Here is a 24325-nt window from a genome sequence, read left to right as displayed (position 1 = left end):
CGGGTTCCACGCTTGCGCGGACCCCGGGTTTTTTCATGGTGCGCCCGGCAGGGCGCGTCCTGTCTGGTTAGTTTGGTCACTTGAATTCGGATGCATGGGCTTGTCAGGCAAGGCGCAAACCGCATCGATGGCCGGTGCTATCGCGAGGATGAGTCTGGACACGGAGCAATCCCTGCGGACTGCTCCGTGCCTGACGAATCCGAACCGCTTGCAAGCGGTGAGGTGGACAAGCAACGCAGCATGGCCAGCCCGGGCGCCGAAGGCAAGGATCGGAATTAGCCAGACAGGACACTATTGATCCGGCCCTCAAACAGTTTTACGCAGCGTATTTGACGTGGAAGTCTTGGAAGTAGGCTTTGACACGTGCCGGCTCGCTGGCGACGACTTGCATGTGCTCTTCTGCAGCGGCGCGTAGTTTGGCCTTCGTGCGTATCGGAACCTTGCGCCCGATGACGTGTTTGAGATCGGCATTCAAGCGTTCTTCGGGATTGAGTTCGGGGCTGTAACTGGGCAGATAGAACACTTCCATCTGATCGGAGTGTGCGGCCAACCACGCCTTCACCCCCCTGTGTCAGACTAGTTGTCGCATCGGATTTGGAACGATTAGATGAATTTGACGACCTACAGCACGGCCTTCAAAGAGGAGGCGATCCGCAAGACCCTGCAGCGCGGCACGCGCACGGTGGCTGACATGGCCCAGGAGTTGAACATGTCGGTCCATACGCTGAAGAACTGGATTCGCAATCCGAAGATGGCTCATTTGCGCAGGCAATCCTCAGAAGAGGCCCCCGCCAGTCGGTGGACATCCGCACAGCGGCTGCAGGCCCTGCTTGAGACCCATTCTCTGGCCGAAGAGGCGCGCAACGCCTGGTGCCGGGAACGGGGCATCTTCGCCCATCAGCTCACGGCCTGGAAGCATGAGCTCGAACAGTCGGGGAACAAGCCCGCAGCCGATATCCAGGAGCTGCGTCGGCTCAAAGAGGAACTGGTTGGCGTGCGCCGTGATTTGGCCCGCAAGGACAAGGCGTTATCGGAGGCGGCAGCCCTGCTGGTACTGCAAAAAAAATACCAGGCGCTGTGGGAGGACGAGGACAAATGACCTCACTGACACAGCGCCGACAGATCATGGCATTGATTACTGAGGCGGTCACGGCTGGTGCTCGACAGGCACGCGCCTGTGAAGCAATCAATCTGAGCGCACGCACACTGCAACGTTGGCGGCGGGCCCCGGAGCAAGGCGATGGGCGCCCCACGCGGGTACAGCGGCCCTGCAACCGCCTGAGCGATGCCGAGCGTGATCGCATCCTGCGGGTGGTCAACAGCAGCGAGTACGGCCACCTGCCCGCTTCTCAGATCGTGCCACGCCTGGCGGATACGGGGGTCTATCTGGCCAGTGAATCGACGATCTACAGGCTGATGCGTACCGCCGGGCAACTGGTGCATCGCACGCCTGATCGCACGCCTGGCCCGGTGCATCGGCCTCGGGCGCTGACGGCTACTGCGCCAGGGCAGCTCTTCAGCTGGGACATCACCTATCTGCCCGCCACCGTGCGGGGCCAGTACTACTACCTGTACCTGTTTCTTGACCTGTTCAGCCGTCACATCGTGGGCTGGCAGGTCTATGACACCGAGGACAGCGCCCGTGCCAGTGAGCTGATGCGCGATATCTGCCGCCGCGAGGGCATCCTCCCAGGGCAGGTGGTGTTACACAGCGACAATGGCTCCCCGATGAAGGGCGCCACCATGCTGGCGACACTACGGGAGCTGGGTGTGGCGCCATCGTTCAGCAGGCCAGCGGTGAGCAATGACAACCCGTACTCAGAGTCCTTGTTCAGGACTCTGAAGTACCGCCCCCGCTACCCTCGCAAGCCCTTCACCGGTCTGCTGGCTGCCCGGGCCTGGGTCGGTGAGTTCGTGCGCTGGTACAACACCGAGCACCGGCACAGCGCTATCGGCTTCGTGACGCCTGAGCAGCGTCACTGTGGGCGCGATCGCGGCCTGCTCGAACGGCGCCATGCCCTCTATCGGGCGGCCCGCGAAAAGCACCCGGAGCGCTGGAGCGGCAGGACCCGCAACTGGACAAGAGTCGACGAGGTCTTCCTCAACCCGCAGAAGGGTCACGCGTCCTGTGCCAAGCGAAATTCAGACCTCAAGCGGGCGGCTTGAGTCACTCAGAAAATGCGACAGATAGGTTGACAATCACCGTCACCGGCTTGCAGTGATGCACGCCCAGGTTGTCCAGGATCAGAAACACCTTGCGCCCGGCATCCTGGACCAGCGACTCGAAGAACTCGATCAACTTTTCGTGATTGAACGCGCCATCAATGATCATCCAGCGTGCCTTGCCCTGGTTGGTGACGCTGGCGATCATCGACAGCTTCTGCCGCGTCCCGCCAATGGCCATCGCCACCGGAGTCTTGCCCTTGGGCGCATAGCTGCGACCGCGCACGTCGGTGTTCACCAGCGCCGTCTCGTCACCCCAGTGGACCTCGCCGCCCTCGGCCTTGGCACGTTCGGCGATGGCCGGATACGTGTCCTCCAACCAGGTTTGCACCGCGGCGGGCGATTGCTCGTAAGCACGCTTGATCGGCTTCTGCGGGGTGAAGCCCCAGCGGGCCAGATACTTGCCCACCGAGCGCACATGCAGCGTCACACCACACTCGCGCTCGATCAGCTGCATAACCGCCGCACGGCTCCACAGCGCAAAGTCCATCTTCAGCTGCTCGGGGCGTTTGTCGCAGATGATGCGGCACACCGTCTGTTCCTGCTCGGCGGTCAGTGCGCGATCCTCGCCACGGCGACGGCCACGCCGACGGGGTGCCAGCGACAGCATCCCCCCCGCCTCATAGCGTGCGATCACCTTGCTCACCGCCGTGTGACTCAGCCCAACGTCAACGGCGATCTGAGGTTTGCTTCGTCCGCGTTTGTACGCACGAATCACCTGCCGACGCCTCTCATGCTGCTCGGCCGGACTGAGCTTTCTTGCATCATCTTTTTCCATCCGCAAAGCATCGCATCAGATCGACAGAATTTCAATCTATTTATGGGCCTGATCTATAGACCCGGAGCGGGCGTGGCCCTGTCCACCCGCCATTTCGTGCGCATGTTCCGCGTCTCGTTTGGCGAGCCGCCCCATGCCTGGATGCTGGGGCGCCGGCTGGCGCATGCGCGCGTGCTGCTGGCCCGTTCCCGGGAAGACCCGTCCGGGGTGGCATGGGCCTGCGGCTTCGGCAATGCCAGCCATCTCAGCCGCGCGTTCCTGCGAGCCACCGGCGTCACACCGGGCCAGTACCGGGCCGCCGCGCGCGGCCGGGGTGTTACTCTATAGCCCGTTCCATTCCTTCCACGACGTCTTCCCCATGTCCACCCCTTCCGGTGCCGCGCCCGCCGCCGACGGCGGCAGCCTGCAGTATGTCGCTTCCAGCCGGCTGCCCACGCCCTGGGCCGTCTTCCGGATCCACGCCTTCGCCGAGCCCGCCACGGGCAAGGAGCACGTGGCCCTGACGCTGGGCGAGCCGTTCGGGGACGCGCCGGTGCTGGCGCGCATCCATTCCGAATGCCTGACGGGCGACGCGCTGTTCAGCCAGCGCTGCGATTGCGGCGCCCAGCTGGAGGCGGCGATGCAGCGCATCGCCGAAGAGGGGCGGGGATTGATCATGTACCTGCGCCAGGAAGGCCGCGGCATCGGGCTGCTGAACAAGATCCGCGCCTACCAGCTGCAGGACGAGGGCGCCGACACGGTCGAGGCCAACGAGCGCCTGGGCTTCCCGGCCGACATGCGCCGCTACGACCTGTGTCGGCCCATGCTGGATCATTTCGGCATCAGCGGCGTGCGCCTGATGACCAACAATCCACGCAAGGAGCGCGTGCTGGCGGATCTGGGCATCACGGTCGCCGAGCGCATTCCGCTGCAGGTCAACCGCAATCCCTACAATGAGCAATACCTGCGCACCAAGGCCCGCAAGCTGGGCCACCGGTTCAAGGAATACTTCGGCGAAGCCCCCTGATCGCCGCCGGCCGGGCCTGACCCGGGGCGGCCTCCCTTGCGTGTAAAACCGTATCGGGCGGAGGGAGCGGATCGTGCGCGCGGCAGGTCTCATGGATAATACCGATGGTGACCAAGATTACCGATGTGTTAAAATTCGAAAAGTTGCAGGTTTCTTTCAGCGGACTTCATCGTGACGACTGATCTACATCCACTCCCGCTCGTGTGATGTTCCCCCTGCTCAAGCCACCCGTCCCCCTCTATATCCAGGAACCCGGTCCTGACGTCGCCGCATTGCTACCGTCCGAACACGCCGACCGCTCCCATATCCTGGCCCTGATCCGGCTGGGGGACTATTCCCAGGACGCCTTCCTGGCGACCGACACATACGGCGTCATCGTCTACATGAACCGCAGCGCCGAGCGCCTGTTCGGCTACCGCAAGGGTGCGGCCATCGGGCTGGGCATCGAGGCCCTGCTGCCCGACGTCGGTGAAATCAACCTGCGGCTGCGCCAGCCCGGCACGCGCAACACTCTGCCGTGGCGCGGTCAGGGCCTGGACCGCCAGCGCCAGCCATTGATGCTGGCGGGCGCCGCCACGCACATTCCGGCGCCCACCGGCCACAGCCATCTGTACGTCATGCGCCCGCGCCGGGCGGGCCTGCCCGACTCGGACCGCCAGGCCGAACTGGCCTCGCTGGTCTATCGCAGCACCAGCGAAGGCATGCTGGTGCTGGATCCAAAAGGCTTCATCCTGGACGTCAACCCGGCGTTCGTGAAACTGCGGGGGAGGCCCGAATCCGAAGTCATCGGCCGGCACGTCCGTTGCCTGAATTCTCCCTGCCACGACCGCGAGTTCTATCGGACCATGTGGCGCACTGTGATGGAGACCGGCAGTTGGCAGGGCGAACACTGGGGCCAGCACGCCAACGGCGAGCTCTATCCCGAGTGGCTCAGCATCAATACGTCCTATGGCGCGGACGGCGAGGTCCATCGCCGGGTGATGATCTTCTCCAACATCGCCGAGATCAAGCAGGCCGAGGCCATCATCTGGAAGCAGGCCAATTTCGACCGCTTGACCGATCTGCCCAACCGGCAGATGTTCCACGACCGCCTGGAACAGAGCATCCGCAAGTCCCGGCGCACCGGCAGCCGCACCGGGCTGCTGTTCCTGGACCTGGACCGCTTCAAGGAAATCAACGACACCCTGGGTCACGCCATGGGTGACGAACTGCTGAAGGAAGCCGCCCGGCGGCTCAGCGGCTGCGTGCGCCAGAGCGACACCGTGGCCCGGCTGGGCGGCGACGAATTCACAGTCCTGCTGGACGATATCCGCGAACCGCGCGACGTCGAGCGTCTGACCCGCAACATCCTGCGCCGGCTGGCCGAGCCCTTCCGCCTGGGGGTCGAGACTGTCTTCATCTCCACCAGTATCGGCATCACCTTCTATCCGGACGACGCCGCTGACGCCGAATCTCTGCTGAACAACGCGGACCAGGCCATGTACGCCGCCAAGGCCGAAGGCCGCAACCGCAGTTGCTATTTCACGCTGTCGATGCAGGAACAGGCCCAGACCCGGATGCGACTGGTCAACGACCTGCACCTGGCGCTGGACCAGAGCCAGTTCTCGCTGGATTTCCAGCCCATCGTCGACCTGGCCAGCGGCCGCATCGCCAAGGCCGAGACCTTGCTGCGCTGGCACCATCCGGTGCGGGGACTGGTGTCGCCCAACGAATTCATCCCCCTGGCCGAGGAAACCGGCATCATCCGCTCCATCGGCGATTGGGTGTTCTGCGAGGCCACCCGCCAGGTCGCCGAATGGCGCCGCCAGTACGGGCTGGACATGCAGGTCAGCGTCAACATCTCCCCGGCCCAGTTGCGCCACGAGGGGCTGGACCACATGTTCTGGCGCAGCCATCTGGATACGCTGGGCCTGTCGCCGCGCCAGGTCATCGTCGAGATCACCGAAGGACTGCTGATCGATTCCGGCGACGAGCGCATCCAGCGCCAGCTGGATGCCTTCCGCGACGCCGGCATGCAGGTCGCGCTCGATGATTTCGGCACCGGCTATTCCTCGCTGTCCTACCTGCGCAAGTTCAACATCGATTTCCTCAAGATCGACCAGTCCTTCGTGGCCAATCTCAGCCCGGACGGCCCCGATCTGGCCCTGTGCGAGGCGGTCATCCTGCTGGCGCACAAGCTGGGCCTGCGCGTGGTGGCCGAAGGCATCGAATCGCGCGAACAGTACGAACTGCTGGCCGCGGCCGGCTGCGATTACGGCCAGGGCTATCTGTTCGCCCGGCCGCTGGCGCCCATCGATTTCGAGCCGCTGCTGGCCAACGGCACGGATCTGCGCCCGGGCGGGTGCTCCGTTCTTTAGACTTTCCGGGCTTCAATCGCCTTTCAGGCAGTCGGGGGTGGCGGGCAGCACGGCCCAGTGCAGGTCGATCACCGGTCCCCTGGGGCCGGACCAGCGCACCTCGTCCACGCCTTTCCAGGGCGCCGCGTCGACCAGTGTCCGCACGGCGGGAGCCGGCGCGGCACGCCCTCGTTCGCTGTAGGCGACCAGCGCGCCGCAGCGCAGGGCTGTCCCCGGGGCGAACCAGGGGGATTGTTCGTCGCTGGCGTCGATCCAGACCCGGGTCTCGGGGCCGACGTGCACGGCGATGTTGCCGCCCAGCCAGGTGTTCGAGACCACCACGCGCAGGGGCCGTCCCGGCTGGTGATCGCGCCAGTGCCGCAGCGCGTGCGCCGCCAGTTCCGGCCCGGGATAGGTGGAGCGGGCGGCGTGGCCCGTCCACTGGGCGATCGGCCCCCGGGCGGCGGCGTAGCCGGCGGCCATCAGCACGTGCAGCGCCGCCGTCAGGATCAGGATGCGGCGCAGCTGTACCGTCTCGGGGCCGCGCAGCCAGCCCAGCCCGTAGAAGCCGAACAGTACGAAGAACGTGCTGGCCCAGGAGGCCTCCAGCCGAGAGCCCAGCGCCACCGAGACCAGCATCGTGCTGAAAAAGGGCGCCAGGCCGACCCACAGCAGAAACTGCCGGTCTTCGGCGGCCAGGTCGTGCCAATAGCGTGGAGCGGAGTCCGCCCCCACGAAGCATTCGTCGTTGGCCGCATGGCCCGGGGCGCGGTCGCCCCGGCGCTTGCGCCATAGCGCCCAGGCGGCCAGCACCAGCGCCATGGGCGCCAGCCGTCCCGCCTGATCCAGGGTGAAATCCAGCAGTTCCTTCAGGGCGACCAGCCTCCCGCCCGCCTGCAACGAGGCATCGGCGTAGCGCAGTGGTTCGAACTGGTGCTGGTCCAGCCACCACAGGTGCGGGCTCAGCACGATCAGGAAGGTCAGCGTGGCGATGGCGATGCCGCGCCAGGTGTCCGGGCGGCCCAGGGCGCCGCCGCGCAGCATGTACAGGGAAAAGGCCGCGAACTGGATGAGGGCACTGTACTTGGTCAGCATGGCCAGACCGCAGACCGCGCCCAGAAGCGCCCAGTCGCGCGCCCGGCCGCCGCGCAGCGCCCGGTGGAACAGCCAGATCGAGGCGGTGATCGACCAGAGCTGCGCCGTGTTGTGATTGTAGATCGTGCCGCGCAGCGAGAAATAGGCGGTCGCCGAGACCAGCAGGGTAGCGATCAACGCCCGGTGGGGTGTGGTGATGTCGCGGCCCAGTTTCCACACGAACCATAGCCCCAGTGCCGAGAAGATCTGACCCATCAGGAAGGGCAGCCATACGGGCCGGCCCAGCAGTTCCGTGGCCAAATACATGAACCATGAGGGCAGGGGCGGATGCTTGATGTAGCCCAGTTCCAGGCTGGCCGCCCAGACGAGTTCCTCCATGCCGTCCAGGTCGGGTGCCGAGTGGCTGAGGGCGCACAGCACTGTCCATAGCGCGACCATGCCCAGCAGGCACAGCAGCACCAGGGCGGTGCCTGGCGGGCGGGCGAGCAGGGGGATCTTCGGGGGGGAGGCTGTCGGCATGGCGGGGAGTATACCGGGCCGGGGAGTGTTGCGAAACAGTTCGAAACGGCCTGAAATGAGCCCTATAGCCGCATCGCCGGGTCGGACGCGGCAGTCCGCGCGGAGGGGCGCATGGTACTATCCGCACAGGTGCCCGCCAGGGGTGACGGCCGCCTGATTCCGACTATTTCCCGCAGGTTTCCCATGACGACCGAAGTCCCCATCATCCGCGCCCGTTCGGGGTCCAAATTCATCAGTCCTCAGGGCACCAAGGCCGTCAAGGACGGCATGCGGCCCAGCGAGCTCGCCGAAATCCCAGATTCCGCGCCCAAACCGTCCTGGCTGCGGGTGCGCGTCCCGTCGGGGGCGCACTACCAGGAAGTCCGGGAGATCGTCGAGACGCACAAGCTGAACACCGTCTGCGCCGAATCCAAGTGCCCCAACATCGCCGAATGCTGGGGGCGGGGCACGGCGACCCTGATGCTGATGGGCTCGGTCTGTACGCGGGCCTGCAAGTTCTGCGCCGTCAGCACCGGCAACCCCCACGGCTGGCTGGATCATGGCGAGCCGGAGAGCGTCGCCGACGCGGTGGCGTTGATGCGGTTGAAATACGTGGTGCTCACCTCGGTCGACCGGGATGACCTGATCGATGGCGGGGCGGGGCACTACGCCGCCTGTATCCGCGCCATCCACGAACGTTCGCCGAAAACCGCGATCGAAGCCCTGACCCCCGACTTCCAGGGCGACCACGGCTGCGTGGAAAAGATCCTGGACGCCGGACTGACCACCTTCGCCCAGAACGTCGAAACCGTGGAACGCCTGACCCACGTCGTGCGCGACGCGCGCGCCGGCTACCACCAGACCCTGGACGTGCTGGCTCACGCCAAGGCCTACGCGCCGCACACCCTGACCAAGACCAGCATCATGCTGGGCCTGGGCGAGACCGACGAGGAAATCGAGCAGGCGATGGACGACATTCGCGCCGCCAACGTCGACATCCTGACCTTCGGACAGTACATGCGGCCCACGGCCAACCACTTGCCGGTGCGCCGCTTCGTCACGCCCGATGAATTCCGCGCCTACCGCGACCTGGGCCTGTCCAAGGGCTTCCGCGAGGTCGTGTCCGGCGCCCTGGTGCGGTCCAGCTACCGCGCCGAGCAGGTCCTGGAAAAGGACAACGTCGGGCTCTGATCCGCAGGTTCGCGGCGGGGGCCATCGGCCCCCGGCCCCGGCCGTTCCTCCGAAGGAGCCGATCGTGACACATCGAACCGTCATCCGCATCCTGCCCGCCCACCCCGCCGAGGACGGCGCCGGCGTGCGCCTGCTGCGCGCTCTGGGACACCAGCAGCAGTTCCGCATGGATCCCTTCTTGATGCTGGATGCATTTTCGTCCGATGATCCGGACGACTACGCCGCCGGTTTTCCGCCGCATCCGCATCGCGGTTTCGAGACCGTGACCTACATCGTCGACGGCCACATGCGTCATCGCGATCATCTGGGCAACGAGGGCGACCTGAAGGCCGGTGGCGTGCAATGGATGACCGCCGGGCGCGGCATCATCCATGAGGAAATGCCCCAGCAGGAAAACGGTCTGCTGCGCGGCTTCCAGATCTGGCTGAACCTGCCGGCCGCGGACAAGATGCAGCCCGCGCACTATCGCGATATTCCGGCCGATTCACTCGCGGTGGCCGAACTGCCCGAGGGCGGCTTCATCAAGCTGATCGCCGGCACCATCCCCTGGGCGACCTGCCCGCTGCGGGGGCCGGGCCAGGCGAATCCCGCCACTCAGCCGCTGATCGCCGACGTCCGTGTCATGACGGACCAGTCCGTGGACATCCCCGTCCCGGCGACCCACCAGGCCCTGGCTTACGTGTTCGAAGGCCGGCTGGACGCCGATGGCCATCCGGTCGAGCCGGGGAACACCGTCTGGTTCGGCGCGCAGGGCGACACCCTGCGCATCGCCGCGGCGCCGGGCTGCATCGATGGCGTGCGGATCCTGCTGCTGGCCGGCAAGCCACTGAACGAACCCGTCGTCCAGTACGGCCCTTTCGTCATGAATACGCCCGAAGAGATCGAGCAGGCCCTGCGCGATTACCGGGGCGGCGTGCTGGCGCGGTGATCCGCCCCGGGGCGGCGCCCGGGAGGGATTCAGTCGTCCCAGCCGCGGCCTCGGTGGCCCCGGTCATGCCTCCAGCCTTCCTTCCAGTACTTGCGCTGATGGCGATCGTAATGGCCGCGATCCATCCAGCCCTGGCGGTAGCCGGGGCCGGGTACGTAGACGCGTTCGGGCACCACGACCACGCGCGGGCGATGGTAGTAGCGCGGTGGCGGAGGCGGATAGTACGCCGGGCCGCCCCAGATGAAGCCGGGGATGCCGATGGAGATGCCGACGTCCACGTCGCCCGCGTGGGCGGCCGGGCCCGCCATCAGCGCGCCGGTGATCAGAACTGCCGCAACGATGCTTTTCTTCATGTGATTGTCCTGCGGATCGGGTGGCCCCATTGTGGCCCGTCCGGGCGGCGGGATTGTGAACGCATCGCGGACAGTCGATTCAAAAGGCTACGGACGCGCGGCTTTGCCGCGCGTCGGGAACAACTGTTCACGTTTGTTGCGCAAGGGCGCCCGGCCCGGGGTTCGGGGCGAGGGCGCCCGGCCCGTTCCATGCCGCCGGACTACGCAGCATGGCCGGCGAAGAACGCCAGCGTCCGTTCCCAGGCCAGCGCCGCCGAGGCCGGGTGGTGGGCCGCCGTGCCTTCGCGCCCGAACGCGTGGCCGGCTTCCGGATAGACGTGGATCGGCAGGCCGGGCTGAGCCGCCCGGATCGTCTCCACGTCCGGCATCGGAATCGAGCCGTCCTTTCCCCCGAAGTGCATCTGCACCGGAATGCGGGGCGTGTCGTGGGCGTGGCGCACGATTCCCCCGCCGTACCAGCAGGACGCGGCGGCGAAGGCGTCGCTCAGGCAGGCGGCGCGCCAGGACAGATAGCCGCCCCAGCAGTAACCGGTCACCAGGCGCACCGCCTGGCCCCGCAGCGCGGCGGCCGCCGCCTCGATGTCCAGCAGGGCGTCCTCGTCGCGTATCGTCTTGCGCAGGGCCAGGCCGCGGTCCCGGCCCGCATCGTCGTAGTCCAGCTGCAGGCCGGTTTCGCTGCCCGTCGCCCGGTCGAACAGGGACGGGCAGATCGCCCGGTAGCCCTGCGCCGCGAAACGGTCCGCCATTTGGCGGATGTGCGCGTTGATGCCGAAGATTTCCGGCAGCACGACGATGCCCGTCCGGGCGTCTTCAGGTCCGCACAGATGGGCGGTGAGCGAATGGCCGTCGGCGGCCGTGAGGGTGATGTCCATGTTCGGTTCCTTCCGATGAGGGAGCGCCCCGGCGGGGGCTCGTTCCGTCCCGGGTCCGCCGGACCGGCTTCAGGGGCGGGCGGGGCGCCGCATGCCGGCGCCTTCCAGACGCCGCAGGGGATCCTGCCGATAATACCGCACCAGCAGTTCGTACCAGTCCGGCCAGGCCGCCGCCATGGCCCAGGGTTCGATGAAGAAGCTTTCCGAGCTGACCGCGAAGAATTCCGCCGGATCCTGCGCCGCGTAGGGGTCCAGCGGCAGCTCCGCGTACCAGCCGGCGGCCTCGTCGGATTCCGGATCCACGTCGGGCGGGATGAGCGATTCAACCTCGTCCAGCCAGTCGTTGAAATCGTCGAAGGTCCGATCCAGCACCTCGCGCCAGCGTCGCGGGTCCAGGTCACTGTGCGCGCGCAATCCCGGCATGCCGTCCGCGCCTCCACCACGCTGATCGAGTTTGTGGGCAAACTCGTGAATCACCACGTTCGTCTGTGTGTCCGTCCCGGCGCGCGCGTCTTCCCAGGACAGGATCACCGGGCCGCCTTCCCAGGATTCCCCGGCTGTTTCCTGCTCGTATTCGTGGACCACGCCCGCCTCGTCGGTCTCGGCGCGCCGCACCAGGAAGCCGCCCGGATAGACCACGATCTGTGTCCAGCCGCGGTATAGCGAGGTATCCAGTCCCAGGACCGGCAGAGCGGCCTGGACCGCGATCGAGCGGCGCATGTCCGGTGTCACCCGAAGGCCGTGGGCGCCATGGAAGGACTTGTTCGCCAGGATCCAGGCCGTGTGCCGGCGCAGCGTCTCGGTTTCTTGCGCGTCCAGGCCGAGCAGGAACGCATGCCGCGCCAGCAGAGGCGGCCAGACGCGCGCGTCCAGCGATTCCATGGTCTGGTCCAGTTCCCGCTCGCGGGCATCGCGCCCCATCAGCCAGCGCAGCATGGCGGGGTCCTGGATGGGGGGGCCGGCGGGGCGGGGGAAGTGTCGCAAAACGTCCTCATGGCCCCCGATTGTAATTTCATTATCCGAAAAATGCCGGTACAATAGGAAGTCCTGGGGCCGATTTGGCTTCGACGTGGGTCGCAAAACAGGATAGTGCATACCGAGCACCAGTACGCTCGTAAATCCACTGGAAAACTACAAACGCCAACGACGAGCGTTTCGCTCTGGCCGCTTAAGCGGTGAGCCGCTGCACCGACTGGTCCCTGGGTCGGGTGGGGTCAAACCCACAGCAGCGTCATCTACAGGGAATCGGGTTCGATCAGGTCGCTGGGTCGGATCTTAAATCAGTGCGAATCGCCGAGGAAGGGCCTGTCGTCCGGCATGATCCAAGGTTAAAACTCAAAATAGGCCGACTAAGTATGTAGAGCTACTTGCGGAGGGCTTGCGGACGGGGGTTCAATTCCCCCCGGCTCCACCAGAACACCGGCCAGGACAGTCCACTGGCATTGTGGAGTTAGGCATAAGTTGGCACTATTGCCAGCTTATGCTTTATTTCACGAAGTGCCACATTTTGGTTTATTCAAAAAATGTGGTATGGAATGCAGGGTATTTCATGCAAAGAGGGCGCCTTCCAATCGGAGGCACCCTCTTTTTTTGGGTGTAAATGTGGTGGGCGGCTGGTCGTCAGCCGGGGCGAACGCGGCTACATGGATTCGTCGTTTGCTGCCTGCCCGGCAAGATCAGATAGCACCGAGTACAGATTGCGGGTTGAGTTGATGGTCCTGGCCCCGACCATGCGTTCGACCTCTTCGGGAGTTATCCCTTGGCCATTGGTGTGTAGCGCGTGGCAGGCGCCTCGTAGTTCGTGCAGTGCCGCCTGAGCCGATAAAGCGCGCATTCGAAGGTGCTGCACATAACGCTCACCGAGACGGCGGGCTTGATCGGTCGCCTGGATGTAAAGATGCCGCACGTCGATATCCAGCGCTTTGGCAGTTTCTGCAACGCTTCGTGGCTCGGGACACATGAGTTCGGCTTGCAACTGCTGGCGGATGGTCGGCCAATCATGCTGTCTCTGGGGACGGCACCGGGTGGTAGGCGGATATTGCAGGCGAAATGCCAGTTGCCGAGCGATGGGAGGCGGGTTCCAGTTTTCCAATTCACCGTCTATCAGCGCAGGCATGGAAACGTTGCAGTGCAGTGAAATTCGCACCAGGGCATCCATGGTGAGGGGTGTGTGTTTGGTGCGCCAATAGTGCACAGTGGATTTGGGTACGCCTAGGCGCTTGGCGAAGTGGGCGGCCACACCGCCATCCATCTCCCTGATGAGTTGCTCAATCGCCTGGTGAATCTTGTTGCTGTCCGCGATGAATACATCCTCGGCTTCCGGTGGTTGTGACGTGCAGGCGAGGAGTTGGCCGATGCGCATCGCCTGTTCCGTTTCCAGAGCGTGCTTCTCATCTGGTGATGCATCCGATTTGTCTAATTCAGAGGCACCTAAAAAGTGCCCGCAGGCAGTGCACCAGCCTGGAACCACGAAGGTCGCACTGTGCCGCACATTGGACGCATGGCAGTGTGGGCAGCAGGCAATAAGGCCTGTGGCGTGTCGGGCGCAGACCTTGTTCGAGCCGATGTCCCAGGCGAGCCGGAAGTATGGTTGTCTGCCTTCGGCTAGGTCCTCGGCAAGGCAGTGTGGGCACCAGCGCGCCTGGGTGGCCATGAGTCCTTTGGGGGCGATGCAACCGTGGAGTGGCAGTAGCGTGAGTTGACTCAGCGTGGCAACGCCCGTGAGTGCCGCAAGTGCCCCCACCCAGTCGAGTGCGCTCTCGCCAATGCTGAATCACCCCGGGAATCGCGGAGGCTGTTTGGTTAAAGTAAAACCGCCTCAGCAGCGGGTGTTGCAAGCACTTGATAGTACCGTTGTTCGGCCTCGGCGGGGGGGATGTCGCCAATCGATTCCAGCAGCCGCTGATGATTGAACCAGGCCACCCATTCCAAGGTGGCTAATTCCACGGCAGCCTTGGTCTTCCAGGGGCCACGCTGATGAATCAGTTCTGCCTTGTACAGGCCGTTGATGGTCTCGGCCAGGGCGTTGTCATAGGCGTCGCCCGTGGCCCCCACCGAAGGGCTGATACCCGCCTCGCCCAGCCGTTCGGAATAACGGATCGACACGTACTGCGAACCGCGATCCGAATGATGGACAAGGCCTGCGGCCGGATCGGGGTGCCGGTCGTAGAGCGCCTGCTCCAGGGCATCGAGCACGAAGTCTGTGGTCATCCGCGAGCTCGTGCGCCAGCCCACGGTGATTGTCAACCTATCTGTCGCATTTTCTGAGTGACTCAAGCCGCCCGCTTGAGGTCTGAATTTCGCTTGGCACAGGACGCGTGACCCTTCTGCGGGTTGAGGAAGACCTCGTCGACTCTTGTCCAGTTGCGGGTCCTGCCGCTCCAGCGCTCCGGGTGCTTTTCGCGGGCCGCCCGATAGAGGGCATGGCGCCGTTCGAGCAGGCCGCGATCGCGCCCACAGTGACGCTGCTCAGGCGTCACGAAGCCGATAGCGCTGTGCCGGTGCTCGGTGTTGTACCAGCGCACGAACTCACCGACCCAGGCCCGGGCAGCCAGCAGACCGGTGAAGGGCTTGCGAGGGTAGCGGGGGCGGTACTTCAGAGTCCTGAACAAGGACTCTGAGTACGGGTTGTCATTGCTCACCGCTGGCCTGCTGAACGATGGCGCCACACCCAGCTCCCGTAGTGTCGCCAGCATGGTGGCGCCCTTCATCGGGGAGCCATTGTCGCTGTGTAACACCACCTGCCCTGGGAGGATGCCCTCGCGGCGGCAGATATCGCGCATCAGCTCACTGGCACGGGCGCTGTCCTCGGTGTCATAGACCTGCCAGCCCACGATGTGACGGCTGAACAGGTCAAGAAACAGGTACAGGTAGTAGTACTGGCCCCGCACGGTGGCGGGCAGATAGGTGATGTCCCAGCTGAAGAGCTGCCCTGGCGCAGTAGCCGTCAGCGCCCGAGGCCGATGCACCGGGCCAGGCGTGCGATCAGGCGTGCGATGCACCAGTTGCCCGGCGGTACGCATCAGCCTGTAGATCGTCGATTCACTGGCCAGATAGACCCCCGTATCCGCCAGGCGTGGCACGATCTGAGAAGCGGGCAGGTGGCCGTACTCGCTGCTGTTGACCACCCGCAGGATGCGATCACGCTCGGCATCGCTCAGGCGGTTGCAGGGCCGCTGTACCCGCGTGGGGCGCCCATCGCCTTGCTCCGGGGCCCGCCGCCAACGTTGCAGTGTGCGTGCGCTCAGATTGATTGCTTCACAGGCGCGTGCCTGTCGAGCACCAGCCGTGACCGCCTCAGTAATCAATGCCATGATCTGTCGGCGCTGTGTCAGTGAGGTCATTTGTCCTCGTCCTCCCACAGCGCCTGGTATTTTTTTTGCAGTACCAGCAGGGCTGCCGCCTCCGATAACGCCTTGTCCTTGCGGGCCAAATCACGGCGCACGCCAACCAGTTCCTCTTTGAGCCGACGCAGCTCCTGGATATCGGCTGCGGGCTTGTTCCCCGACTGTTCGAGCTCATGCTTCCAGGCCGTGAGCTGATGGGCGAAGATGCCCCGTTCCCGGCACCAGGCGTTGCGCGCCTCTTCGGCCAGAGAATGGGTCTCAAGCAGGGCCTGCAGCCGCTGTGCGGATGTCCACCGACTGGCGGGGGCCTCTTCTGAGGATTGCCTGCGCAAATGAGCCATCTTCGGATTGCGAATCCAGTTCTTCAGCGTATGGACCGACATGTTCAACTCCTGGGCCATGTCAGCCACCGTGCGCGTGCCGCGCTGCAGGGTCTTGCGGATCGCCTCCTCTTTGAAGGCCGTGCTGTAGGTCGTCAAATTCATCTAATCGTTCCAAATCCGATGCGACAACTAGTCTGACACAGGGGGTAGACTTGGAAGTTCTGATCCCAGACGCGGTAGATGTCGACCATGCGCTGCTCGTCCCGTTTGGCCCGGTGGCTGCGTAGATCTGGATTGCGACACCGGGCGGCATGGCGCCTGTAGGCTGACGGGGCGACCTGCAATACCTTGCAGATCGGCTCGACCCCGTACAAGTCTCGGTGCTGATCGATGTAGGCGTTTATTTCTTCAGGACGCGGTCGAGCTCCGCCTGGGCGAAAAAAGCGCTGGCCGTCTTTAGAATCTCGTTGGCTCGGCGCAGCTCCTTGACCTCGCGCTCCAGCGCCTTGATGCGTTCCTGCTCGGCCTGCGGGATACCGGCACGTACACCCGTCTCCACCTCCTGGGCCCGAACCCATTTGAGCAGCGAATGCGGCGAGCAGCCAATCTTGGGTGCAATCGATGTGACGGCAGCCCACTGCGACGCGTACTCGTCGCGGTGTTCCAGGAGCAGGCGCACGGCCCGTTCACGGATCTCAGGTGAAAATTTGGTTTGATTGTTTGATATTGCCCCCGTTTTTCGTAGTCCTTAGTTCGGGGTTCAGGCAGCGATTTTATAGTGATTCGCGTGCCAGATTTTTTCGTATTCCATTGGACTGGTGTAGCCCAGTGCCGAATGCAGTCGCCGGTGGTTGTAGAACGTAATCCAGTCCATCACGGCAACTCTGGCTGCGCGGTGGGAAGCAAACTTTCGGCCATCAAAGCAAGCGGCCTTCAAACGCGCCCAGAGGCTCTCTGTTGGCGCATTATCCCAACAGTCTCCCTTCCTGCTCATCGACGGATGGATCTTCCAGGTGCGCAGCGCCTGCTGGAAGTCATGGCTGCAATACTGGGCGCCCCTGTCGCTGTGGAAGATCAGTCCCGGTGCCGGTCGGCGGCGCAAATAGGCCATCTCCAGGGCATCCTTGACCAAGCTGGTCTGCATGTGCGGCTTCAGGCTCCAGCCAACGATCTTACGGCTGAACAGGTCGATCACGGCCGCCAAGTACAACCACCCTTGGTCCGTACGCAAATACGTGATGTCGCCGCACCAGATCCGGTCCGGTTGCGGCGGATTGAATTGCCGCTTCACCAGATTTGGGGCTACTGGCAAGGCATGCCTGCTGTCGGTCGTCACAACATATTTGCGTTTGACGCGAGCGCGTATTCCGTGGGCTTTCATCAGCAACCGAACCCGCTCCTTTCCTACCTTCAGCCCACGTCGCCGAAGCTCCCGATAGATCCTCGGCCAGCCGTACTCTGCCTTCACCTCACGGTGGATGACGCAAATGTGAGCCAGTACCCGTTCATCGGGCAAGCGAGTACCTGCCGAGACACGTCCAGAACGCTGCCAGCCGTAGTAGCCGCTTTCGCTGACACACAACACCCTGCACATCGCACGAATCGGCCAGCGACCTTTCATTTTTTGAATCCAGGCGTACTTTGCAGCGTGTCCAGCGCAAAGTACGCCGCGGCTTTTTTTGCAATGTCACGCTCCATCCGAAGCTGGGCATTCTCAGCTTTCAGACGGGCAATCTCCATCTGTTCCACCGAGACTGGCGCTGTCGCTTTCGTGGGCCCTGGGCCTAGATCCCCGAGCTCGTGTTGACGTACCCAGTTGCCTAAACTTGCCTTCGGAATCCCCAGCGAATCGGCCACGGCACGGATTGACGATCCCGCCAGCACCTGACGCACACTCTCTTGCTTGAACTCCTGCGTGTACTTCGCACGCCTTCTCAAATCTGTCATTTCTTACTCCTTGAGTTCCAATTTAACTGGAACTAAGGACTTCGTCATTCAGGGGCAAGCTCACAGAACCCGTTGGACTTCTTCCTTGGGTGGAAGACGCCTATCGAGCGATATGTGCCGCTTGCGCAGCGCCAACAAGTCTCTGACGCTGAGGATGGCAACAATCACGGCCTAGGATGACTTGGTTCTTGTTTTTTCACCTCGAATGAGGGAGAATAAACGGAAGTCAACTTACGGTTGAGAAACCCGATGAGCACTAACGTTCTGTTCGATAATCCAAAGGAAGTCAGTGATCGGCTCCAGCAATTGGGCCTGGATGAAGCGCTGCTCCTGGAAGCGGTCTATCAGGGCCACCTGCAGCGAACCAGACTGACAGCGAATCACCCCGTCATCTATCACGGTCTGAACATGTGGGGAGAGGTGGTGGCGGCGCTCCGCGATCAGTTGCGTCCGCTGCAGTGGGTGCGGGACGACATTGGCAGCTACGCTTTGACGGTCAACGAAGAGCGCAAGCTGGCCGTCGCCGTAGCGTCTGGAGATGAAGGTACGGGCAATCCACAGGTGCATCCCACCAATCGCTCCCCGAAGGGGAAGAATACGGTGGATGCGATTGAGGCCAATCGACAATTGGAGTTGTTCGAACTGTTGCCGCCAGAGAGTGCAAAAGATGAAGGAAATCAAACGTGGGTGTTGATGCACCACACGGACTATGCGCGCGGCGAGATTCGTGTGGAGTTGTCACGCCCTCTGAGTATTGGCAAGGATGGCAAGATTACCGCTTGGGCTGAGCGCATAATTCTCAGAAGCATTCCGTTCGACGACCAGTTGGTGGAGATCGATCCTCCCAGCGGCCCGGACATCGATATAGATATCCAGCGTAAGGCATCATAACGAGGCTGCCATGTTCAATCCTTTGCGATTGACTCTGGCGCGCAAGCGCCGGGGGATGAAAAAGCGTGAGCTGGCCGAACGAATCGGATTGACGGAGAAGTCTGTTTCGAATTATGAAGCTGGGCTCCAAGAGCCTGAGATCACCACGCTTGGCAGGTTATCGGAGGCGCTTCGGTTTCCCGAAGCGTTCTTCTTTGGTGACGACCTAGAGGTCCCCTCGCCAGATGTGGCTAGCTTCCGTTCGCTATCGAAAATGACTGCTCCGCAACGCGACTCAGCGTTGGGGGCGGGAGCGGTGGCCTTGCTGCTCAATGATTGGATCGAATCCCGCTTCCAATTGCCTGATCCGGATGTACCCGACCTCGGCCGTGAGGGTGGAGCGGCCCAAGGGAGCAAGAGTGATCAGGATTCCCAAGAGTCAGAAGAGTACCCGTCACGCGTATCTGCCCAGGATCCGGAGAGTGCTGCAGAGATGCTGCGGGCGCATTGGGGGATAGGGGAACAACCGGTCAAGAACATGATTGCGTTGCTCGAGTCCAAGGGTGTGCGTGTCTACTCGCTAGCCATTGATGCCAAGGAAGTGGATGCCTTTTCCATGTGGAAGGGCGGGCGCCCCTTTGTTTTCTTGAACACTTTTAAGTCTGCCGAGCACTGCCGTTTCGACGCCGCTCACGAACTTGGGCACCTCGTGATGCACCAACACGCCCAGCCGCAGGGGCCTGATCTGGAGCGGGAGGCAAACGCTTTCGCCTCTGCCTTCCTGATGCCGAAGGCCAGTGTGCTGGCGAATGCTCCGAGAGCCGCTGCGCTCCCGAGTCTTATTCGTCATAAGAAGTACTGGTTGGTCTCGACGGCAGCGCTGAACTATCGGTTGCACGCGCTGGGACTAACTACTGATTGGACCTATCGCACCCTGTGCATCCAGATCGCTCAAGCGGGCTACCGAACGCATGAACCGGAGAGCATCAACCACGAGAAGTCGTTGGTTTTGGGGAAGGTGTTCATGGCGCTTCGAGATGACGGGATGAGCAAAGCCGACGTGGCGCGCCAACTCGCCATCCAACCAGAGGAAATTAATGAACTCACGTTTGGCTTGATGCTTAACGCCCTCAAGGGTGGGCGAAGGGCTGATGTGGAATCGAAGTCGAAAAAGGCCAACCTTCGGTTGGTCAAAGACTAGATTCAGGTCGTAGGTTGAGTACAAGAAGCGGACGAGCCTGGTCCTTTTGCCCCTGAGGCATCCAGCAGAGGGTGCTTCAACACTGGCTGTAGCGCAATCCGTACGAACGCATAGTGTGTAGCAAAATTTTATGTTTTTAATCAACAGGATAGCTGGTGTGCTATCTTTTGGTTGATTCCATCACGAACTGCCACCTTATGCTTTATCAACGGTTCGTTACCGTCGCTCGTGCTGCAGGGGCAGGGTGCCAACTTATGCTTTTTTTCGTGCCACCTTTTGCTTAACGCCACAGGCATCCATGATCCCCAGGGAAATCAATGCCTTGGGGATTTTTTTCGTCCATCCGGCTCAGCTTGCGCGGGCGCCGGCCTCGTACCAGCCTCTGCTTCGGTTGACGATCCGCACGACCAGCAGCATCGTCGGCACCTCGATCTGCACGCCCACCACGGTGGCCAGCGCCGCGCCGGACTGGAAGCCGAACAGGCTGCTGGCCGTGGCCGCGGCCAACTCGAAGAAGTTCGAGGCGCCGATCAGGGCCGACGGCCGGGAACGCCGCATGTCACCGGACGTCGCCGCGGATGTACTGATAGCTGAGAAACAGCGGCCAGGACGGATCGAGGCGATAGCCGGCGTGCCCGCCGATCCCGGTCGTATTCCCGAATTTCATGTCGTCGACGATGCCGCCTCCCGCGAAGCTTGCGCCGCCGTCCCTGGTGCCGGAGAATCCTTGCGCCATGCCGGCGGAGGTATCCAGGCCGGAGAAAAAGCCGGGCTCCCCGGCGAGGCCGGATACGGGAACGCAGGCCGACAGAACCAGGACCGGAAGCAGCATGCGGCAGGATGGCATGGAAATCCTTGAGCGGGGAAGGGGCTTTGGTGCGGCCAGTGTACGAGCTTTCATGTCCGATCATGAATGCGTGTAAGAACCCATTGCCGCGCTTGCCCCGGTCCGGGGCGGGCGGTTAAATGAAGCCGGTGGAAGGGGGAACGGCCCGGGCATTTTCAGGGGGTGCGACATGAAAGACCAACCCTATTCCGATCCGACGGCCTACGGCAACGGTCCGGACGATGCCGTGGCGGATGCGACGGAGCGCGCCGCGGTGACCCATCACGAGTTGCGCCTGGACGGCCGGACGCTGGCCTACACGGCCCGGGCCGGCCACCTGGTCGCCGTGGACCCCGGCAGTTCGCGCCCCTGCGCGAAGATTTTCTACGTCGCCTTCACCCTGGACGGCGACACGGCGCACGAGCGGCCGGTCACCTTCTTCTATAACGGCGGGCCCGGCTCGTCGTCGGTCTTCGTCCTGCTGGGCTCGTTCGCGCCCCGGCGCATCCGGACGTCCATGCCCGACTTCACGCCGCCCGCGCCCTACATGCTGGAAGACAACACGGACAGCCTGCTTGATCGCAGCGACCTGGTGTTCATCAATCCGGTCGGAACGGGGTATTCGGCGGCCATCGCACCGTGGAAGAACCGAGATTTTTGGGGCGTGGACCAGGACGCCGTCTCGCTGAAGCAGTTCATCAAGCGCTACCTGACCGAGTACGACCGCTGGAACTCTCCCAAGTTCCTGTTCGGCGAATCCTACGGCACGGCCCGCAGCGCCGTGCTGTCCTATGTCCTGCACGAGGATGGCGTGGACCTCAACGGCGTGACCCTGCAGTCCTCGATCCTGGACTATGCGCGCGCCGGCGACCCCGTCGGGGCGCTGCCGACCGCGGCGGCGGACGCCTGGTATCACCGCAAGCTGGGCCTGCGCCCCGCGCCGAACGGACTGTCCGAGTTGATGGACGCGGTCCGCGCCTTTGCGCAGGGCGACTTTGGCGAGGCCTTGAGGGCCTATCCCGACGTGGCGGCGGGTACGCTGGAACGGCTGAGCCAGTACACCGGGATCGACGAGCCGACGCTGATGTCCTGGCACCTGGACATCGCCGCCGGGGACGGCGAGGGCCGCACCCTGTTCCTGCTCCGGCTGTTGCATGACCAGGGCCGCGCGATCGGCGCGTACGACGGCCGCGTGACCGGCATCGACACGGGGATCGCCCGGCACATCTCGCCCAACTCGGGCGGCAACGATCCGGCGATGACGGCTGTGTCGGGCGTGTACACGGCCATGTGGCACCACTACCTGAATCATGAATTGAAGTTCACCTCCGTGTCGTCCTTCACGGATCTCAACGATCAGGCGTTCCAATACTGGGACTTTCATCACGTGGACCCCACCGGGACGCAGAAGGGCCTGGATCCCCAGGGGAACGTCGTGCTGTACACGGCCGGGGATCTGGCGGCGACGATGAGCCTGAACGTGGACCTGAAGGTGCTGTCCGCCAACGGCTACTACGACTTCGTCACGCCCTTTTTCCAGACCGAAAAGGATCTGCAAGACATGCCGCTGGTCGATGCGGTCCTGCGCAGGAACCTGACGACGCGCTGCCACCCCTCCGGACACATGATCTATCTGGATGGCGGATCGCGCACGGCGTTGAAGGCCGATGTGGCGGCCATGATGGATGCCGCGGTCGCCGACCGCGCGGCGGTGGCCAGGATCCGGACGCTGCAGGCGCGGCATGCGTCCGGCGGGTGAAGGGGCCGGGCGGCGCGTTCTGATGAGAGGCTTGCCGTCGGCACTGCCGGGCACGAGGGCTCGATTCCGGCCTACTTGCCGGAATCGACGAACTTTTGCAGTTCCGGGTGCGACCGGGACGGCAGAAATTCCTCGATCTGGTACGTGGCGAGACCCTTCCGGGCGAACGGGTCTTCGGTCAGGATCGCGGACAGCGCGGCCTTGCTGTCCGCGGCGGCCAGGATGATGCCGCCCGTCCTGGGGATCTTTCTGCCGGAGGCCATGAAAACGCCCGCCGCATAGTGCCGGTCCAGGAATGCGACGTGCTCCGGCAGGGCGGCGTCGATGGCTTCGAGCGGGGCGATATAGGTGATTGAAACGATGAACATCGTGCTTTCCGATGAGAGGGTGGAGAGGGCCTTTGCGGGATGTTCGGGCATGCCGGGGCGAAACTCAAGCCTTTGCGCGATCGGCCCGGGCGTTCGTCATGCGGCCGTCTGGCCAGGTGACGGGTTTTTCGTTTGTGGGGTGGACCTCCGTTGCCGCGATATGTCACCGTGGCGTTTTCCGTCCCGACAGGAGAAATGACATGATCAGCAAGAACACGATCTGCCTCTGGTACGACGGCGCCGCCCTGGAGGTGGCCCGGTTCTACGCCGACACCTTCCCGGACAGCGCTGTGGGCGACGTCGTGCGCGCCCCTGGCGACTATCCCTCGGGCAAAGAGGGCGACGTCCTGACGGTCGAGTTCACCGTCATGGGCATCCCCTGCCTGGGCCTGAACGGCGGCCCGGAATTCAGCCACAACGAATCGTTTTCGTTCCAGGTCGCGACCGACGATCAGGCCGAGACCGACCGCCTGTGGAACGCCATCGTCGGCAACGGCGGCCGGGAAAGCGCCTGCGGCTGGTGCAAGGACAAGTGGGGGATTTCCTGGCAGATCACGCCTCGGGTGCTGACGGATGCGCTGAAGGACCCGGACCGCGCGGCGGCCCGGCGCGCGTTCGAGGCGATGATGGAGATGGGGAAGATCGATGTGGCGGGGGTGGAGAGGGCGTTGAGGGGGTGAGGAGGGGCTGTTTTTTCATCACTCCACCTCCCCCCATTCCGTCGTATCACTCGGCGACCTGCGCGCCTGACGCATCAACCGCCGCGCATCCGGTTCATGCGGGGCGCTCGCCGCCTGGACCCTCCGGCTGTCGAACCGCAGATTCAACTGATCCACCACAACCCCCCCACCACCACCATCGCCCGGGCGGACCGCAACCCGCTCAGCGCGGCCCGCAGCAGCACGGATGTGCTGTCCGTGGGCTAGCTCAGCGGCATGACGGCGCTGTCGGCATGCCAGGGGCCAGTACTGAAATGGCTGGTCCGAATGAACACCTGCACGGCGGCCACATGGGAATGCCGCTGCCGCGGTTTCTCGGCGGCGCGGCTGGTGAACAGACCCGCGGCCTGTTCCAGTTCGGCCAGTTCGCGCACGGGCAGGCCGAAGCTGCGGGTGGACATGATCTGCTGCCTGGGGGCGGGCGTGTCCTCCCGGTCCAGGCTGGACGGGTCGCAGACGCCCAGCAGGCGCGGCAGAGACTTGGTCAGGTGGCTGGCGAGCCTGGCCAGGGTCTTGGTGGCGCCGATGCCGGCACAGGTGGGGATGCCGATCCAGCGCGGCACGCGCTGGCGGATCCGGGTGCCGATGCCGGGGCCCGCGCCAGGCAGGCCGGTCAGGTCCGGGAAGCATTCGTCGATGGAATAGATTTCCTGGGCGGGGGAGAACTGGCCGATGTGCTGGATGCG

At 63.8% G+C, this 24325-nt stretch carries 20 protein-coding genes, 1 other RNA gene, 7 pseudogenes and 1 other annotated feature; of the genes and pseudogenes, 12 read left to right on the top strand and 16 right to left on the bottom strand.

Features of this window, described 5'->3' with window-relative positions:
• Positions 1 to 316: 316 nt before the first annotated feature.
• Positions 317 to 562, bottom strand: a pseudogene (locus ACTPOE_RS06885) (transposase); the annotation flags it as partial.
• A 45-nt stretch (positions 563 to 607) separates the two neighbouring features.
• Between ACTPOE_RS06885 and ACTPOE_RS06880 the strand changes: the two are divergent.
• Positions 608 to 2166: pseudogene (locus ACTPOE_RS06880) on the top strand (IS3 family transposase).
• Positions 2167 to 2206: 40 nt separating this feature from the next.
• On the opposite strand, the pseudogene ACTPOE_RS06875 reads toward ACTPOE_RS06880, so the two are convergent.
• Positions 2207 to 3001 (bottom strand): annotated as a pseudogene (locus ACTPOE_RS06875) (IS630 family transposase); the annotation flags it as partial.
• 72 nt (positions 3002 to 3073) lie between these two features.
• On the opposite strand from ACTPOE_RS06875, the gene ACTPOE_RS06870 reads away from it, so the two are divergent.
• From ACTPOE_RS06870 to ACTPOE_RS06860, 3 genes are all read left to right on the top strand, one after another.
• Positions 3074 to 3328, top strand: coding sequence for a helix-turn-helix domain-containing protein (locus ACTPOE_RS06870; protein ID WP_458871463.1), 255 nt, complete (start codon positions 3074 to 3076; stop codon positions 3326 to 3328).
• A gap of 31 nt (positions 3329 to 3359) precedes the next feature.
• Positions 3360 to 4007: a GTP cyclohydrolase II gene (gene ribA, locus ACTPOE_RS06865; protein WP_458871461.1), complete on the top strand. Its 648-nt coding sequence runs from the start codon at positions 3360 to 3362 to the stop codon at positions 4005 to 4007.
• A 206-nt stretch (positions 4008 to 4213) separates the two neighbouring features.
• The gene (locus tag ACTPOE_RS06860) at positions 4214 to 6364 is read left to right on the top strand and encodes a putative bifunctional diguanylate cyclase/phosphodiesterase (RefSeq protein WP_458871460.1); all 2151 of its coding nucleotides are present in this window, start codon (positions 4214 to 4216) and stop codon (positions 6362 to 6364) included.
• 12 nt (positions 6365 to 6376) lie between these two features.
• Here ACTPOE_RS06860 and ACTPOE_RS06855 read toward each other — a convergent pair whose 3' ends face one another.
• Entirely contained in the window at positions 6377 to 7957 is a 1581-nt protein-coding gene (locus ACTPOE_RS06855; protein WP_458871459.1) for a glycosyltransferase family 39 protein, read from the bottom strand.
• 183 nt (positions 7958 to 8140) lie between these two features.
• On the opposite strand from ACTPOE_RS06855, the gene lipA reads away from it, so the two are divergent.
• Entirely contained in the window at positions 8141 to 9127 is a 987-nt protein-coding gene (gene lipA / locus ACTPOE_RS06850) for a lipoyl synthase (protein WP_458871457.1), read from the top strand.
• Positions 9128 to 9191: 64 nt separating this feature from the next.
• Positions 9192 to 10055: a pirin family protein gene (locus tag ACTPOE_RS06845; protein WP_458871455.1), complete on the top strand. Its 864-nt coding sequence runs from the start codon at positions 9192 to 9194 to the stop codon at positions 10053 to 10055.
• A 29-nt stretch (positions 10056 to 10084) separates the two neighbouring features.
• On the opposite strand, the gene ACTPOE_RS06840 is transcribed toward ACTPOE_RS06845, so the two are convergent.
• The 3 genes from ACTPOE_RS06840 to ACTPOE_RS06830 form a co-directional block, all read right to left on the bottom strand.
• On the bottom strand, positions 10085 to 10408 hold the full coding sequence (locus tag ACTPOE_RS06840; RefSeq protein WP_458871453.1) for a hypothetical protein: 324 nt from the start codon (positions 10406 to 10408) through the stop codon (positions 10085 to 10087).
• 200 nt (positions 10409 to 10608) lie between these two features.
• The gene (locus ACTPOE_RS06835; RefSeq protein ID WP_458871451.1) at positions 10609 to 11280 is read right to left on the bottom strand and encodes a dienelactone hydrolase family protein; all 672 of its coding nucleotides are present in this window, start codon (positions 11278 to 11280) and stop codon (positions 10609 to 10611) included.
• A gap of 69 nt (positions 11281 to 11349) precedes the next feature.
• Positions 11350 to 12216 (bottom strand): M90 family metallopeptidase, encoded by an 867-nt coding sequence (locus ACTPOE_RS06830; RefSeq protein ID WP_458871449.1) that lies wholly within the window; start codon positions 12214 to 12216, stop codon positions 11350 to 11352.
• A gap of 113 nt (positions 12217 to 12329) precedes the next feature.
• On the opposite strand from ACTPOE_RS06830, the gene ssrA reads away from it, so the two are divergent.
• Positions 12330 to 12694: a transfer-messenger RNA gene (gene ssrA, locus ACTPOE_RS06825) on the top strand.
• A gap of 225 nt (positions 12695 to 12919) precedes the next feature.
• On the opposite strand, the gene ACTPOE_RS06820 is transcribed toward ssrA, so the two are convergent.
• The 5 genes and pseudogenes from ACTPOE_RS06820 to ACTPOE_RS06800 form a co-directional block, all read right to left on the bottom strand.
• The gene (locus ACTPOE_RS06820) at positions 12920 to 14023 is read right to left on the bottom strand and encodes a TniQ family protein (protein WP_458871447.1); all 1104 of its coding nucleotides are present in this window, start codon (positions 14021 to 14023) and stop codon (positions 12920 to 12922) included.
• Between the two features lie 59 nt (positions 14024 to 14082).
• Positions 14083 to 14514: pseudogene (locus tag ACTPOE_RS06815) on the bottom strand (DDE-type integrase/transposase/recombinase); the annotation flags it as partial.
• 38 nt (positions 14515 to 14552) lie between these two features.
• A pseudogene (locus ACTPOE_RS06810) lies at positions 14553 to 16111 on the bottom strand (IS3 family transposase).
• A gap of 44 nt (positions 16112 to 16155) precedes the next feature.
• A pseudogene (locus ACTPOE_RS06805) lies at positions 16156 to 16676 on the bottom strand (transposase); the annotation flags it as partial.
• Positions 16279 to 16395, bottom strand: a sequence feature (AL1L pseudoknot). (Overlaps the previous pseudogene by 117 nt.)
• 33 nt (positions 16677 to 16709) lie before the next feature.
• Positions 16710 to 17896, bottom strand: a protein-coding gene (locus ACTPOE_RS06800; RefSeq protein ID WP_458869997.1) for an IS3 family transposase whose coding sequence is annotated in 2 segments (ribosomal slippage) — positions 16710 to 17632 and positions 17632 to 17896 — 1188 coding nt in all. Because the reading frame shifts where the segments join, the coding sequence is not laid out codon by codon here.
• A 249-nt stretch (positions 17897 to 18145) separates the two neighbouring features.
• On the opposite strand from ACTPOE_RS06800, the gene ACTPOE_RS06795 reads away from it, so the two are divergent.
• Entirely contained in the window at positions 18146 to 18787 is a 642-nt protein-coding gene (locus ACTPOE_RS06795; protein ID WP_458871445.1) for a hypothetical protein, read from the top strand.
• A 10-nt stretch (positions 18788 to 18797) separates the two neighbouring features.
• Positions 18798 to 19967 carry a helix-turn-helix domain-containing protein gene (locus ACTPOE_RS06790; protein WP_458871444.1) on the top strand — a complete coding sequence of 390 codons (1170 nt, stop codon included), beginning with the start codon at positions 18798 to 18800 and terminating at the stop codon, positions 19965 to 19967.
• 348 nt (positions 19968 to 20315) lie between these two features.
• Here ACTPOE_RS06790 and ACTPOE_RS06785 read toward each other — a convergent pair.
• Positions 20316 to 20510: pseudogene (locus tag ACTPOE_RS06785) on the bottom strand (arsenic resistance protein); the annotation flags it as partial.
• A gap of 16 nt (positions 20511 to 20526) precedes the next feature.
• A complete protein-coding gene (locus tag ACTPOE_RS06780) occupies positions 20527 to 20814 on the bottom strand; it encodes a hypothetical protein (RefSeq protein WP_458871443.1) in 288 nt (95 codons plus the stop codon).
• 82 nt (positions 20815 to 20896) lie between these two features.
• On the opposite strand from ACTPOE_RS06780, the gene ACTPOE_RS06775 reads away from it, so the two are divergent.
• Positions 20897 to 22552, top strand: a complete 1656-nt coding sequence (locus tag ACTPOE_RS06775; RefSeq protein WP_458872774.1) for a S10 family peptidase — start codon at positions 20897 to 20899, stop codon at positions 22550 to 22552.
• A 71-nt stretch (positions 22553 to 22623) separates the two neighbouring features.
• Here ACTPOE_RS06775 and ACTPOE_RS06770 read toward each other — a convergent pair whose 3' ends face one another.
• Complete coding sequence (locus ACTPOE_RS06770; RefSeq protein ID WP_458871441.1) at positions 22624 to 22920, bottom strand: YciI family protein; 297 nt, start codon at positions 22918 to 22920, stop codon at positions 22624 to 22626.
• A 200-nt stretch (positions 22921 to 23120) separates the two neighbouring features.
• On the opposite strand from ACTPOE_RS06770, the gene ACTPOE_RS06765 reads away from it, so the two are divergent.
• Complete coding sequence (locus ACTPOE_RS06765) at positions 23121 to 23600, top strand: VOC family protein (protein ID WP_458871439.1); 480 nt, start codon at positions 23121 to 23123, stop codon at positions 23598 to 23600.
• Positions 23601 to 23618: 18 nt separating this feature from the next.
• On the opposite strand, the gene ACTPOE_RS06760 is transcribed toward ACTPOE_RS06765, so the two are convergent.
• Positions 23619 to 23756, bottom strand: a complete 138-nt coding sequence (locus ACTPOE_RS06760) for a DUF4113 domain-containing protein (protein WP_458871437.1) — start codon at positions 23754 to 23756, stop codon at positions 23619 to 23621.
• On the opposite strand from ACTPOE_RS06760, the gene ACTPOE_RS06755 reads away from it, so the two are divergent.
• Positions 23697 to 23846 (top strand): hypothetical protein, encoded by a 150-nt coding sequence (locus ACTPOE_RS06755; protein WP_458872840.1) that lies wholly within the window; start codon positions 23697 to 23699, stop codon positions 23844 to 23846. The genes ACTPOE_RS06760 and ACTPOE_RS06755 overlap by 60 nt on opposite strands.
• Here ACTPOE_RS06755 and ACTPOE_RS06750 read toward each other — a convergent pair.
• The gene (locus tag ACTPOE_RS06750; protein ID WP_458872773.1) at positions 23843 to 24313 is read right to left on the bottom strand and encodes a Y-family DNA polymerase; all 471 of its coding nucleotides are present in this window, start codon (positions 24311 to 24313) and stop codon (positions 23843 to 23845) included. The two genes, ACTPOE_RS06755 and ACTPOE_RS06750, sit on opposite strands and share 4 nt — an antisense overlap.
• Positions 24314 to 24325: the final 12 nt, after the last annotated feature.

This window comes from Castellaniella sp. WN (genome assembly GCF_054457555.1).
This window is presented reverse-complemented; position numbering and strand designations above follow the sequence as displayed.

What these genes read in the sequence shown, in the direction of transcription:
- ACTPOE_RS06840 (WP_458871453.1), bottom strand. Translation starts at nt 10,408, where the DNA reads ATGAAGAAAAGCATCGTTGCGGCAGTTCTGATCACCGGCGCGCTGATG.
- lipA (WP_458871457.1), top strand. Translation starts at nt 8,141, where the DNA reads ATGACGACCGAAGTCCCCATCATCCGCGCCCGTTCGGGGTCCAAATTC.
- ACTPOE_RS06770 (WP_458871441.1), bottom strand. Translation starts at nt 22,920, where the DNA reads ATGTTCATCGTTTCAATCACCTATATCGCCCCGCTCGAAGCCATCGAC.
- ACTPOE_RS06855 (WP_458871459.1), bottom strand. Translation starts at nt 7,957, where the DNA reads ATGCCGACAGCCTCCCCCCCGAAGATCCCCCTGCTCGCCCGCCCGCCA.
- ACTPOE_RS06860 (WP_458871460.1), top strand. Translation starts at nt 4,214, where the DNA reads ATGTTCCCCCTGCTCAAGCCACCCGTCCCCCTCTATATCCAGGAACCC.
- ribA (WP_458871461.1), top strand. Translation starts at nt 3,360, where the DNA reads ATGTCCACCCCTTCCGGTGCCGCGCCCGCCGCCGACGGCGGCAGCCTG.
- ACTPOE_RS06780 (WP_458871443.1), bottom strand. Translation starts at nt 20,814, where the DNA reads ATGCCATCCTGCCGCATGCTGCTTCCGGTCCTGGTTCTGTCGGCCTGC.
- ACTPOE_RS06795 (WP_458871445.1), top strand. Translation starts at nt 18,146, where the DNA reads ATGAGCACTAACGTTCTGTTCGATAATCCAAAGGAAGTCAGTGATCGG.
- ACTPOE_RS06835 (WP_458871451.1), bottom strand. Translation starts at nt 11,280, where the DNA reads ATGGACATCACCCTCACGGCCGCCGACGGCCATTCGCTCACCGCCCAT.
- ACTPOE_RS06755 (WP_458872840.1), top strand. Translation starts at nt 23,697, where the DNA reads ATGCGGGGCGCTCGCCGCCTGGACCCTCCGGCTGTCGAACCGCAGATT.
- ACTPOE_RS06765 (WP_458871439.1), top strand. Translation starts at nt 23,121, where the DNA reads ATGATCAGCAAGAACACGATCTGCCTCTGGTACGACGGCGCCGCCCTG.
- ACTPOE_RS06830 (WP_458871449.1), bottom strand. Translation starts at nt 12,216, where the DNA reads ATGCTGCGCTGGCTGATGGGGCGCGATGCCCGCGAGCGGGAACTGGAC.
- ACTPOE_RS06790 (WP_458871444.1), top strand. Translation starts at nt 18,798, where the DNA reads ATGTTCAATCCTTTGCGATTGACTCTGGCGCGCAAGCGCCGGGGGATG.